Below are 12,073 nucleotides of genomic sequence, written 5' to 3'. Positions count from 1 at the left end.
TTGCAGGGCAGTTGGATCGCGAATATTACGATCTACTGCGCAACTTCTTGCGCACAATGGCCCAATGATGGCGCTCACTGTGCGAAGAAAGAGAATTTCATAACCTTCCAATTCGCATCAAGGTAGTTGAAGGTAATGCTGGACCGGAGAAGTACCAATGCTAACCGATCTACAAGCTCGTCTATCACTCGCAGAGCTAGCCGAAAAATACTTAGAGGGAAGAGATCCTGCTTATGGTCGGCTGATCGAAGTCATTCATGATCCAGCGCGGCAAGTGCCTATCAAAGGGGTACTTGAGGCCATTCGCCGATACCAAAAAGCGCCGTACACACAACAAGAGCTTGAGCTGATCGATGACCTTTTATACATGTACGGATAATTGGCAAAACGCGATTCGGGATAGTCCAACAAGATCTGCCGATCAATCTGCCGCGCATCGTTGAACCCTGGCCCATCCTCCGACCGACACCACCGCACAAGCGCCTGCCAGGGATCACTGTGCGCTTTGACCGTGCCGTAATGCTCACCGCCAAACAGGTCGCGGAGGGCCTGCGGCCCGGCATAACTCAGTTGTCGGCCATAGCCAAAATTGCGCCCGTCCCGTCTACCGACCAATGCCATGATCAAACTCCTCTCGAAGCCAAAACTTTTAAAACTTTCCCCACGTCATCCCGCCAAGAATGTTGAGTGTTATCAGGGATCAAGGCCCCTGCGACCTGTGAGGGTTGTCCACTAACGCGGGACTGACGGCTCTTTACGACCGGGAGCTTGGGCATCTCATGATCTGGCCTCCTGAACACCGTTACCGGTGGGCGGGCGGAGGTTGCATTGGCTGACGAGACCAGCGCCGTGGGATCCTGAGTCAGGTGAAGGCAGTGAGGCGATGACCGGGGCATCCCTGACTGTCAGTCAGGTGCAGTCCATTCCTTGGGCTGCGGCACCATCATCTGCATCGCTGTTGCTGGTGACTTCGGTGTTTGTCACGCCGATTGTCACGAGGGGAAATGCCGCAAAGCCTTGTACGAGTTGGGCTGCAGCAGCGGTAGGAGCGCCCGTCTCTTTCCGGGAGAAAGAGACGGGCGCAGGTTGGCGCAAGGAAATGGCCAAGCGGATAGGTTGCTGCAGGGCAGCTATGAAAGGGAATGAGTTGCCGCAGTGGGCACGCTGGTAAAAGTAGGCATCCATCACATCGCTGTGACCGTGCGAGCCGCCGGACGCTCATCGCACTTTGGGAGAACCACCACGGTGTGGCGTAGCCTTAAAGGTTCTGGCTACCTGGGTTGCTGTCAACGACAGCGCTTTGCCCGATCTTTTCTACGCCTGTGGATAATTGAGGTCAAGACTCCAATTTTCGGGAGTTCTGCGGCGGTGGATGAAATTATCCACCGGTGGAAATCAGTGGTTTTCCACAGACAGTTTGCGCGGGCTTTAGATTTCTTAAGTGAGGTCCATCCAAACAGGGCGGCTTTGCAGCCCTGTTTGGATGGACCCGCGTGGAAGGGCGGACTGCGGTGATCTCATTGGCTTACCAGTGTTGGAATGCGCCACGGTAGTTTTGCAAGGTTGTCGTCGAGCGGGTCGAATTCGTGAGGCATCAAGTGATCACTGAGTCGCCGTTGATTCTGTCTCGATAGGCAACTTTTGGGGAGGATCATCTTTGTGTGCATGGGATGCTGTTAGAGGCGGTGCAGAAGGGCGAGCGAGGAACTGATTAACGCGAGTATCAAATTGATCGCGAAGGTTGGCTGTAATGCCTTCTTTGAGGGCATCGAGATAGTCTGCATACCACTGCATCATGATCCGACGTTGCGGCAGGTATAGGGCTTGATTGTACTCACCAGAGATGCCGCCCTCGACGTGAGCCAGCTGGCTTTCGACATGATCCTTCAGCCAGCCATGTTCGCGGAGCAGCGTGCTTGCGGTATGACGAGTGCCATGGCTGACGAGTCGTCCTTTGTAGCCGATCTTGGCAAACACCAGGTTGATCGTGTTTTCACTGATGACTGGCTGCTTTTCACCATTGCCAGGGAACAGATACCGGCTGCGTCCAGTGCTTTGATTCAGTTTGGTAAGCATGGCGATCAATTGATGAGGTAGAGGGCTGACGTAATCTCTGCGCATCTTCATGCGTGCGGCCGGGATGGTCCATATCCCTTCCTCGAAATCGATCTCTTCCCATTTTGCATAGCGAACCATGCCGGGGCGGCTCGCCGTCAGGATTGTCATCCATGATGCAATCCTCGCTGGTCGCCGACTGGTGGTCTTGCTTAAGGCCCGGAGAAACTCAGGTAGTTCGTGTTCATGTAGATGTGGGTAGTGTTGAGTGGGTGGTGGAGCTATCGCAATGGCATGGAGTTCGGAGGCTGGATTGTGTTCGCACAGGCCACGTGCAATGGCTTGACTGAAAATCTGTTTCAGCCAGGTCCTGGTCTTGTCCGCAACATTGAAGGCGCCTCGTTTTTCGATGCAGGCCTGCAGTTTTGCGCAGTCGCTTCGAGTGATGAGCTCCAGTTGCTTCTCGCCGAGCGCGGGCAGTAGATCCTTATCGAGATAGTCGCGGATCTTCTTCAGCGTCGCGCTGCTGCGGCCGGAGTCCGCTTTGAATTGGTACCAGTACTCCGCGGCTCGCCTGAAGGTGTTGAGCCCGGCCTCCTGCTGTCGTAGCTTGTCATCGCGGCGTTTGGCGCCGGGGTTGGTGCCTTGCTTGAGTAGGTTGCGGCATTCTGCAGCTCGTTCACGAGCTTCCTGCAAGGAGATATGCGGATACACGCCAAGTGACATGCGCGCCGCCCGACCCTGATAGGTGTAACGGAAGTGCCAGTACTTGCTGCCGTTGGGTTTCACCAGCAGGGCAAGACCCGAACTATCACTCAAGGTGAACGGTCTGTCGGCAGGCTTGGACGCTTTGATTTGCAAGGCGGTCAATGGCATCGCTGTACACCTCCGGTTCTCGAACTGGAATATGTACAGAAAATGTACCAAAAAGAGGCTGGCTTGCAAGAGATAGGGGTGGAACCCCAGAGACCAAAAAGCCCGCAGTTAGCGGGCTCTATGGGTGTTGAGTAGACGCTGGTAGTCGTCTATGTACTGCAAATGGTGCCCCGAGGGAGACTCGAACTCCCACTCCTTTCGAAAACGGATTTTGAATCCGCCGCGTCTACCAATTCCGCCATCAGGGCTCAATGGCGGCGAAGTATAGAGATGAGATTACCGTCGGTCAATCAGGTACATAGAGAATTTTCACTATTTCGGCTAGACTTCCGGCCCCTGCTAGACGAACCCCATCATGCGCGTTGCTGACTTTACTTTCGAACTCCCAGATTCGCTGATCGCCCGCCATCCTTTGGCCGAGCGTCGCAACAGTCGCCTGTTGACCCTTGATGGGGTCAGCGGCGCCCTGGCACACCGTCAATTCACCGATTTGCTCGAGCATTTGCGCCCGGGCGATTTGATGGTGTTCAACAATACCCGGGTGATTCCGGCGCGGCTGTTTGGCCAGAAGGCTTCCGGCGGCAAGCTGGAAATCCTGGTCGAGCGCGTGCTCGACAGTCATCGCGTGCTGGCGCATGTGCGTTCCAGCAAGTCGCCGAAGCCGGGGTCGAAGATCCTGATCGATGGCGGTGGCGAGGCCGAGATGCTGGCGCGCCACGATGCGTTGTTTGAGTTGGGGTTTGCCGAAGAAGTGTTGCCGCTGCTCGACCGCGTCGGGCACATGCCGCTGCCACCTTATATAGACCGCCCGGACGAAGGCTCGGACCGCGAGCGTTATCAGACCGTGTACGCCGAGCGTTTGGGTGCCGTGGCGGCGCCGACGGCGGGGCTGCATTTCGATCAGCCGCTGATGGAGGCGATTGCCGCCAAGGGCATCGAGACCGCGTTCGTGACGCTGCACGTCGGTGCCGGTACGTTCCAGCCGGTGCGCGTCGAGAAGATCGAAGATCACCACATGCACAGCGAATGGCTGGAAGTCGGCCAGGACGTGGTGGATGCGGTTGCCGCTTGCCGCGCTCGCGGTGGTCGCGTGGTGGCCGTGGGGACCACCAGCGTGCGTTCGCTGGAAAGTGCTGCGCGCGATGGCGTGCTCAAGCCGTTCAGTGGCGACACCGACATTTTCATCTACCCGGGCCGACCGTTTCATGTGGTCGATGCCCTGGTCACCAACTTCCATTTGCCTGAATCCACGCTGTTGATGCTGGTTTCGGCGTTCGCCGGTTATCCCGAAGCCATGGCTGCCTATAAAGCGGCCGTCGAGCATGGATACCGCTTTTTCAGCTACGGTGATGCGATGTTTATCACCCGTAACCCCGCACCACGTGGCCCTGAGGACAAAGAATGAGTCGCCAAAGTCGTATGTCGTTTGAGTTGCTTGCTACTGACGGCAAGGCTCGTCGCGGTCGTTTGACCTTTCCACGCGGCACCGTAGAAACCCCGGCGTTCATGCCGGTGGGCACCTACGGCACGGTCAAGGGCATGCTGCCGCGGGATATCACCGCCACTGGCGCGGAAATCATTCTGGGTAACACCTTCCACTTGTGGCTGCGTCCTGGCACTGAAGTGATCAAGAAGCACGGCGACCTACACGATTTCATGCAGTGGAAAGGCCCGATTCTGACCGACTCCGGCGGCTTCCAGGTGTTCAGCCTGGGCGCCATGCGCAAGATCAAAGAGGAGGGCGTGACTTTCGCCTCCCCGGTTGATGGCGCCAAAGTGTTCATGGGCCCGGAAGAATCGATGCAGGTCCAGCGTGACCTGGGCTCGGACATCGTGATGATCTTCGACGAATGCACCCCGTACCCGGCTGACGAAGACGTCGCTCGCGTGTCGATGGAGCTGTCGTTGCGTTGGGCCAAGCGCTCGAAAGAAGCCCATGGCGACAACACGGCGGCGCTGTTCGGCATCGTTCAGGGCGGCATGCACCAGGACCTGCGCATGCGCTCCCTGGAAGGCCTCGACCAGATCGGCTTTGATGGCCTGGCCATTGGCGGTCTATCGGTGGGCGAGCCCAAGCACGAAATGATCAAGGTGCTGGATTACCTGCCGGGTCAGATGCCGGCTGACAAACCTCGTTACCTTATGGGCGTTGGCAAACCTGAAGATCTGGTTGAGGGTGTGCGCCGCGGTGTGGACATGTTCGATTGCGTGATGCCAACCCGTAATGCCCGCAATGGGCATCTGTTCATTGATACCGGCGTGCTGAAGATCCGTAACGCGTTCCATCGCCATGATGATTCGCCGCTCGATCCGACCTGCGATTGCTATACCTGCCAGAACTTCTCCCGTGCTTATCTGCATCACCTGGACAAGTGCGGCGAAATGCTGGGGAGCATGCTCAATACCATCCATAACTTGCGTCATTATCAAGTGCTTATGGCTGGTTTGCGCGAGGCTATTCAACAGGGTACATTGGCCGCCTTTGTCGATGCCTTCTACGCCAAACGCGGGTTACCTGTTCCGCCTTTGGACTGAGTTTTCTGACCCCAAGATTCAACATTTGCAACTGGAGTGCTAAATGAGCTTTTTTATCTCTAATGCCATGGCTGACGCCGCTGCACCTGCTGCGGGCCCTATGGGTGGCGGTTTTGAGTGGATTTTCCTGGTCGGTTTCCTGGTCATCTTCTACCTGATGATCTGGCGTCCACAGGCCAAGCGCGCCAAAGAACAAAAGAACCTGCTGAGCAGCCTGCAAAAAGGCGACGAAGTTGTGACCACTGGCGGTATCGCCGGCAAGATCACTAAAGTTGCAGACGATTTCGTTGTTCTGGAAGTTTCCGACACTGTCGAAATGAAGTTCCAGAAGGGCGCTATTGCCGCGACGCTGCCAAAAGGCACGCTGAAAGCGATCTAAGTTTCAACTTCATATTCAATCGACGGGGCGCGCAAGGCGCCCCGCGTCATAAACGGGCGGCGTGATGCTGAACAAATATCCTCTGTGGAAATACATTCTGATCCTGGCGGTGCTGGCGGTCGGTCTGATTTATTCCGCTCCCAATCTATATCCTGATGACCCGGCCATTCAGGTCAGCGGTGCAAGTACTGCGCTGCTCGTCAATCAGGCTGATCTGGATCGTGTGAGCACTGCGCTCAAGGAATCCGGGATCAACGTCAAGGCTGCCACGCTGGCGGCGAACGGCAAGGGTGGTCTGATTCGCCTGACCAAGGCTGAAGATCAGTTGCCTGCCAAAGACGTCGTGCGCAAGGCGTTGGGTGATGACTACGTCGTTGCACTGAACCTGGCACAAACCACGCCGCAATGGTTGCGCAGCCTGGGCGCGCACCCGATGAAGCTGGGTCTGGACTTGTCCGGTGGTGTGCACTTCCTGCTGGAAGTGGACATGGACAAAGCAATCGACGCACGTTTGAAAGTGTACGAAGGCGACGTCAAGAGCCTGTTGCGTAAAGAAAAACTGCGCTATCGCAGCCTGCCGCAACTCAACGGTGCCATTCAGCTGGGCTTCACTGATGAAGCAACCCGCGAAGAGGCCCGTGCGCTGGTCCGCAAGAACTTCAACGATTTCGACATTGTTCCGGCCGACCTGAATGGTCAACCGGTGCTGCGTCTGGCGATGACCCCAGCCAAGCTGGCGGAAATCCGCGAATACTCCATCAAGCAGAACTTGACCACGGTACGTAACCGCGTCAACGAGCTGGGTGTTGCCGAACCGATCGTCCAGCGTCAGGGCGCCAACCGCATCGTGGTTGAGCTGCCGGGCGTCCAGGACACCGCAGAAGCCAAGCGTATCCTCGGCAAGACGGCCAACCTTGAGTTCCGTCTGGCTGCTGAGCCGGGTGCTTCGAAAGCTACCTCTGAAACTTTCGAGTTCCGTGAAGGCAAGCGTCCGCCGGCACAGATCGAGCGTGGCCTGATCATCACCGGTGACCAGGTGACTGACGCCAAGGCTGGCTTCGGCGAGCACGGCACGCCAGAAGTGAACATCCGTCTGGATGGCCACGGTGGCGAGCTGATGAGTCGTGCGACTCGCAGCAACGTCGGTCGCAGCATGGCGGTGATCTTCATCGAGCAGCGTCCGGTGACCACTTACGTCAAGCAAATGGTTAACGGCGTCGAGAAAGACGTGCCAGTCCAGACGTTCAAGGAAGAGAAGAAGATCATCAGCCTGGCGACCATCCAGTCGCCGCTGGGTGCTCAGTTCCGCATCACTGGCCTGAACGGCCAGGGCGAGTCTTCCGAACTGGCGCTGCTGCTGCGTGCCGGTGGTCTGGCTGCACCGATGTACTTCGCTGAAGAGCGCACCATTGGTCCAAGCCTGGGTGCCGACAACATTACCAAAGGTATTGATGCATCGCTGTGGGGCATGCTGTTTGTCTCGCTGTTCATCATGGTCATCTACCGCTTCTTTGGCCTCATCGCCACCGTCGCTCTGGCGGTGAACATGGTGCTGCTGCTGGCCTTGATGTCGCTGCTGGGTGCAACGCTGACCCTGCCGGGTATCGCCGGTATCGTATTGACCATGGGTATGGCGGTCGACGCCAACGTACTGATCTTCTCGCGGATACGTGAAGAGATCGCGGCGGGCATGACCGTACAACGGGCAATCAACGAAGGCTTCGGCCGGGCATTCACCGCGATTCTCGACGCCAACCTGACAACCTTGTTGGTCGGCGGGATTCTCTTTGCGATGGGCACAGGCCCGGTCAAAGGCTTCGCAGTGACCATGTCCCTCGGGATCTTTACCTCGATGTTCACGGCCATCATGGTGACCCGCGCGATGGTCAACCTGATCTTCGGCGGTCGTGACTTCAAGAAGTTGTGGATTTAAGGGGCTGCCATGTTACGTACAATCAACTTCATGGGCGTTCGCAACTTTGCGTTCGGCGTCACATTGTTCCTTACGGCGCTGGCCATTTTCAGTGTCTTCCATAAGGGCATGAACTGGGGCCTGGACTTCACCGGCGGTACGCTCATTGAGCTGACCTACGAGCGTCCAGCTGACGTCACCAAGGTGCGTGAGCAACTGGTGGCATCGGGTTATCACGAAGCCATCGTGCAAAGCTTCGGTGCAACTACCGACTTGCTGGTGCGTATGCCGGGTGAAGATCCGCAACTGGGTCACCAGGTGGCAGAAGCGCTGCTGAAAGTCGGCGGCGACAACCCGGCGACGGTCAAACGCGTCGAGTTCGTCGGCCCGCAGGTGGGTGAAGAGCTGCGCGACCAGGGCGGCCTCGGCATGCTGATGGCGCTGGGCGGCATCCTGATCTACCTGGCGTTCCGCTTTCAGTGGAAGTTTGCGGTCGGTGCGATTGTTTCGTTGATCCACGACGTGATCGTGACCATCGGTATCCTGTCGTTCTTCCAGATCACCTTCGATCTGACGGTGCTGGCGGCGGTACTGGCGATCATCGGTTACTCGCTCAACGACACCATCGTGGTATTCGACCGGGTTCGTGAGAACTTCCGGGTACTGCGCAAGGCCAGTCTGATCGAGAACATCAACATCTCGACCACGCAAACCCTGCTGCGGACCATGGCGACTTCGATCTCCACGTTGCTGGCGATTGCGGCCCTGCTGTTCTTCGGCGGTGACAACCTGTTCGGCTTCTCCATTGCGCTGTTCGTCGGTGTTCTGGCGGGTACTTACTCGTCGATCTACATCGCTAACGTGGTGCTGATCTGGCTGAACCTGAGCACTGAAGACCTGATTCCACCGGCCAATACCGAGAAGGAAGTCGACGACCGTCCATAACGGCCATCGCATTTCCCGGTAGTTAGCCCAAAAAGGCGCGAGTTGAACTCGCGCCTTTTTTTGTGCTCCAAGGCTGGGAGAAGCGCGGGTTTGTCCCGCATGTGATGGTCAGGAGGTTCATGTGAACAAGTCGATGCTGGTTGGTGCGGTATTGGGTGCTGTCGGTGTGACTGCCGGGGGTGCTGTTGCCACCTACAGCTTGGTTAAAAGCGGCCCTGAGTTTGCGCAAGTACTCGCCGTTGAGCCGGTCAAGACTCAGATCAAGACGCCACGTGAAGTTTGCAAGGATGTCGCAGTGACTCGGCAAGCGCCGGTCAAAGATCAGCATCAGATCGCCGGTACCGTAGTGGGTGCGTTGGCGGGCGGTCTGTTGGGTAACCAGATCGGCGGCGGCACCGGCAAGAAGATTGCTACGGTCGCAGGCGCTGTCGGCGGTGGTTATGCGGGCAACAAGGTTCAGGAAGGCATGCAAGAGCGTGATACCTACACCACGACTCAAACTCGCTGTAACACCGTGAATGACATCAGTGACAAGGTCGTGGGCTACGATGTTCGGTATTCGCTGGATGGCAAGGAAGGCAAGGTGCGGATGGATCGTGATCCGGGTAACCAGATTCCGGTCGACAAGGAAGGCAAGCTGATCCTGTCGCAGAACGAAGAAAATCGCTGAATACTCAGGTTACAGATTGGAAAAGAAGCACCCTTCGGGGTGCTTTTTTTTGTGCCCGGAATACGACGGCGGGAACACCTGTAAACCTGTAAGAGCCGGGCTTGCCCGCGATAGCGATTTCACCTGCACCATTCATGGTGATTGACACACCGCCATCGCGGGCAAGCCCGGCTCCTACAGGGGGTGAGGGGAATGCACAAATCGCAGGCATAAAAAAAGCACCCCGAACAGACTGTGTGAAAACGCGCTGAAGGCCGGCCCAACAAACGCCCCGACTTGTTCGGGGCGTTTGTTTTGGTGCGGGCGACAGGCGAAAAAAGCCTTTCAGCCCATTAACGCCATCAATTGGCGGGCCCCGAGCACACTAATTGCGCGTTTTAGGTTGTAGGCACTCACTGCCAAGGCCATTTCCGCTCTCGCGCCCTCCAGTTGACGCAACAGGAAGCGAGCATTGCCAAACAGCCATTGCTTCAGGTTGCCGAAGGGGTGCTCAACAATGGATCTTCGGTTGGCCATCATCTGCGGATGGGCCAGCATTCGTTGCTCCATTCGCTCAAAGGCTTCCTCATGGGCGTGGCGTGAGACGTAGCGGCGCTGAGCGCCAGTGCATTGGGATTTGAGCGGGCAGGCGGCGCAGTCGCTGACATCTGCCTGATAGATCCGATCGCCCTTGTGGCGCTGTTTGAGCGTTAACCACTTGCCTGCCGGGCACTGATAACGATCGTGTTCGGCTTCGTAGATAAAGTCTTTGCGCTCAAAAAAGTCCTCACCACCAGGATTGACCGAGCGGTTGGGCGGCACATAAACGGTAATCGCAGCCTCCTCGCAGGCCTGAAACTGCTGGCCGTTGGAGTAGCCGGCATCGGCAGTCACGGTCAGGGCATCTTGTTCCAGCTGTTCTTTGGCGGCTTTAGCCATTGGTTCGAGTTGCTTGCGGTCGTCGCCATCCTGGGTAACCTCATGATGCAGAATCAGGCAATGCTTGGCATCCACGGCGCTCTGCACGTTATAGGACACACGCGGCCCCTTGGGCGTGCGCATCATTCGGGCATCGCTTTCGTGGGTGTTGAACTGCTCCAGGCCCATCGAGTTCATCAGCGCTTGGCAGCTCTGATTGTCCTGCTGGCGAACTTTAAGCTGCACCAGTGCTGTTTTGATCGCGCCGCGATCAATCACCTCTCCCGCATCGAGCCTGTCAGCCTCATCCAGTTCGGCCAGATACTGAGCGATGCGCTTATCCAGTTTTTCTTCCTGACGCTTGAGTTGCTTGAGGTTCATATGGCGCCGCGAGGAAGCGACTGCCTGAAACTTGCTGCCGTCGATGGCCACCAAGTCTCCTGCGATCAGACCGGCCATGCGGCAAAACCGGACGAAGGCACCGCACGTCGCCACAAAGGCGGATTTGTTGTTTTTGCGAAAGTCGGCGATGGTCTTGAAGTCGGGCTTAAGCCGGTTGATCAGCCACATCACTTCGATGTTGCGCTGGCACTCGGCTTCGAGACGCCGCGATGAGCGAATCCGCTGAAAATAGCCATAGAGGTAGAGCTTGAGCTGATCGGCAGGATCATAAGAAGGACGACCTGTGCTTTTGGGCAGCGCTTTATCAAAGCCCAGTTGCACCAGATCCAGCTTGGCGACGTACAGGTCAATAACCCGAACGAGATGATCCTCGGGGATCAGTTCTTCCAGCGAGACCGGGAACAGACTGGTCTGGCTACGGGACTCACCTTGGATGTAAGCCATAACGAAAAATGCTCCGTATCTTTCGATACGGAGCATTTTCTTTGAGCTTTGCGCAGATTGCTAGGTTTTCACACAGTCTGCGAAGGGTGCTTTTTTGTCGCTGGAAGCTTAGCGCTTCAGCGAGGCTGGCAGGTGCGGCTGGATGGCCGTCAGTACTGCTTTGAAGCACTTGGTGTTACCGGCAACGACGTGGCCTTTTTCAAGGAATTCGTGACCGCCGGTGAAGTCGCTGATCAAGCCGCCAGCTTCTTGAATCAGCAGGGCACCTGCAGCCATGTCCCACTCGGACAGGCCCGACTCCCAGAACGCGTCGAAACGACCGGCAGCCACGTAGGCCAGGTCCAGGCTTGCCGAACCAGCGCGACGGATGCCAGCGGTCTGGCCAACCAGGGCGCGGAACATGCCCAGGTAGTTCTCGAGGTTGTCCATCTGGTCGTCACGGAACGGGAAGCCGGTACCCAGCAGGGCGCCTTCCAGGCTGGTGCGGCCGCTGACGCGCAGGCGACGACCGTTCAGTTGAGCGCCGCGACCACGGCTGGCGGTGAATTCTTCCTGGCGAACCGGGTCCAGAACAACAGCGTGTTCCAGGCGACCGCGGTATTTGCAGGCGATGCTGACAGCGAAGTGAGGAATGCCGCGCAGGAAGTTGGTGGTGCCGTCCAGCGGATCGATGATCCACAGGTATTCTTCGCCTTCGATGCCGTTGCCGGCGTGCATGCCGGTTTCTTCACCCAGGATCGAGTGGTTTGGGTAGGCCTTGCGCAGCGCATCGATGATTTTCTGTTCGGCGGCGCGATCCACCTCGGATACATAATCCTTGGCGTCTTTTTCGTCGACCTTGATGGTATCCAGGCGCTCGATGGAGCGGAAAATCAATTCACTGGCGCTGCGGGCGGCGCGCAGCGCGATATTCAGCATGGGCTGCATGGATGTGTCACCTAAGGTTGTTAAAGAAAGC

At 57.2% G+C, this 12,073-nt stretch carries 10 protein-coding genes, 1 tRNA gene and 1 pseudogene; 7 read left to right on the top strand and 5 right to left on the bottom strand.

Annotated features, from left to right (window positions below; translation table 11 throughout):
- The first annotated feature begins 157 nt into the window (after positions 1-157).
- Complete coding sequence (locus tag LOY55_RS24985) at positions 158-379, top strand: hypothetical protein (RefSeq protein WP_017338155.1); 222 nt, start codon at positions 158-160, stop codon at positions 377-379.
- A gap of 19 nt (positions 380-398) precedes the next feature.
- On the opposite strand, the pseudogene LOY55_RS24980 reads toward LOY55_RS24985, so the two are convergent.
- From LOY55_RS24980 to LOY55_RS24970, 3 genes and pseudogenes are all read right to left on the bottom strand, one after another.
- A pseudogene (locus tag LOY55_RS24980) lies at positions 399-621 on the bottom strand (integrase); the annotation flags it as partial.
- Between the two features lie 981 nt (positions 622-1,602).
- Positions 1,603-2,931 (bottom strand): integrase arm-type DNA-binding domain-containing protein, encoded by a 1,329-nt coding sequence (locus tag LOY55_RS24975; protein WP_258667054.1) that lies wholly within the window; start codon positions 2,929-2,931, stop codon positions 1,603-1,605.
- A 163-nt stretch (positions 2,932-3,094) separates the two neighbouring features.
- Positions 3,095-3,179: transfer RNA gene (locus LOY55_RS24970), tRNA-Leu, on the bottom strand.
- A 107-nt stretch (positions 3,180-3,286) separates the two neighbouring features.
- On the opposite strand from LOY55_RS24970, the gene queA reads away from it, so the two are divergent.
- The 6 genes from queA to LOY55_RS24940 all read left to right on the top strand — a co-directional run bounded on the left by queA (position 3,287) and on the right by LOY55_RS24940 (position 9,372).
- Complete coding sequence (gene queA / locus LOY55_RS24965; RefSeq protein WP_077431307.1) at positions 3,287-4,336, top strand: tRNA preQ1(34) S-adenosylmethionine ribosyltransferase-isomerase QueA; 1,050 nt, start codon at positions 3,287-3,289, stop codon at positions 4,334-4,336.
- Between the two features lie 14 nt (positions 4,337-4,350).
- Positions 4,351-5,466 carry a tRNA guanosine(34) transglycosylase Tgt gene (gene tgt / locus LOY55_RS24960; RefSeq protein ID WP_128870527.1) on the top strand — a complete coding sequence of 372 codons (1,116 nt, stop codon included), beginning with the start codon at positions 4,351-4,353 and terminating at the stop codon, positions 5,464-5,466.
- 43 nt (positions 5,467-5,509) lie between these two features.
- Positions 5,510-5,845 (top strand): preprotein translocase subunit YajC, encoded by a 336-nt coding sequence (gene yajC / locus LOY55_RS24955; RefSeq protein ID WP_007982729.1) that lies wholly within the window; start codon positions 5,510-5,512, stop codon positions 5,843-5,845.
- 64 nt (positions 5,846-5,909) lie between these two features.
- Positions 5,910-7,778 carry a protein translocase subunit SecD gene (secD, locus tag LOY55_RS24950; protein WP_077431309.1) on the top strand — a complete coding sequence of 623 codons (1,869 nt, stop codon included), beginning with the start codon at positions 5,910-5,912 and terminating at the stop codon, positions 7,776-7,778.
- A 9-nt stretch (positions 7,779-7,787) separates the two neighbouring features.
- Positions 7,788-8,702 carry a protein translocase subunit SecF gene (secF, locus tag LOY55_RS24945; protein WP_109787575.1) on the top strand — a complete coding sequence of 305 codons (915 nt, stop codon included), beginning with the start codon at positions 7,788-7,790 and terminating at the stop codon, positions 8,700-8,702.
- Between the two features lie 121 nt (positions 8,703-8,823).
- Entirely contained in the window at positions 8,824-9,372 is a 549-nt protein-coding gene (locus LOY55_RS24940; RefSeq protein WP_046026633.1) for a glycine zipper 2TM domain-containing protein, read from the top strand.
- Positions 9,373-9,696: 324 nt separating this feature from the next.
- On the opposite strand, the gene LOY55_RS24935 is transcribed toward LOY55_RS24940, so the two are convergent.
- Together LOY55_RS24935 and suhB are read right to left on the bottom strand one after the other, a co-directional pair.
- Positions 9,697-11,115 (bottom strand): IS1182 family transposase, encoded by a 1,419-nt coding sequence (locus tag LOY55_RS24935; RefSeq protein WP_223525272.1) that lies wholly within the window; start codon positions 11,113-11,115, stop codon positions 9,697-9,699.
- A 108-nt stretch (positions 11,116-11,223) separates the two neighbouring features.
- Positions 11,224-12,042 (bottom strand): inositol-phosphate phosphatase, encoded by an 819-nt coding sequence (gene suhB, locus LOY55_RS24930; RefSeq protein WP_109784974.1) that lies wholly within the window; start codon positions 12,040-12,042, stop codon positions 11,224-11,226.
- Between the last annotated feature and the right edge of the window lie 31 nt (positions 12,043-12,073).

The organism is Pseudomonas sp. B21-040 (assembly GCF_024748695.1).
Taxonomy (GTDB): domain Bacteria; phylum Pseudomonadota; class Gammaproteobacteria; order Pseudomonadales; family Pseudomonadaceae; genus Aquipseudomonas.
The sequence above is the reverse complement of the archived record's forward strand: the minus strand, read 5'-3'. Positions and strand labels throughout refer to the sequence as shown.

Excerpts from the sequence above, each read along its gene's own strand:
- LOY55_RS24985 (WP_017338155.1), top strand. The coding sequence starts at position 158 with ATGCTAACCGATCTACAAGCTCGTCTATCACTCGCAGAGCTAGCCGAA.
- LOY55_RS24975 (WP_258667054.1), bottom strand. The coding sequence starts at position 2,931 with ATGCCATTGACCGCCTTGCAAATCAAAGCGTCCAAGCCTGCCGACAGA.
- queA (WP_077431307.1), top strand. The coding sequence starts at position 3,287 with ATGCGCGTTGCTGACTTTACTTTCGAACTCCCAGATTCGCTGATCGCC.
- tgt (WP_128870527.1), top strand. The coding sequence starts at position 4,351 with ATGTCGTTTGAGTTGCTTGCTACTGACGGCAAGGCTCGTCGCGGTCGT.
- yajC (WP_007982729.1), top strand. The coding sequence starts at position 5,510 with ATGAGCTTTTTTATCTCTAATGCCATGGCTGACGCCGCTGCACCTGCT.
- secD (WP_077431309.1), top strand. The coding sequence starts at position 5,910 with ATGCTGAACAAATATCCTCTGTGGAAATACATTCTGATCCTGGCGGTG.
- secF (WP_109787575.1), top strand. The coding sequence starts at position 7,788 with ATGTTACGTACAATCAACTTCATGGGCGTTCGCAACTTTGCGTTCGGC.
- LOY55_RS24935 (WP_223525272.1), bottom strand. The coding sequence starts at position 11,115 with ATGGCTTACATCCAAGGTGAGTCCCGTAGCCAGACCAGTCTGTTCCCG.
- suhB (WP_109784974.1), bottom strand. The coding sequence starts at position 12,042 with ATGCAGCCCATGCTGAATATCGCGCTGCGCGCCGCCCGCAGCGCCAGT.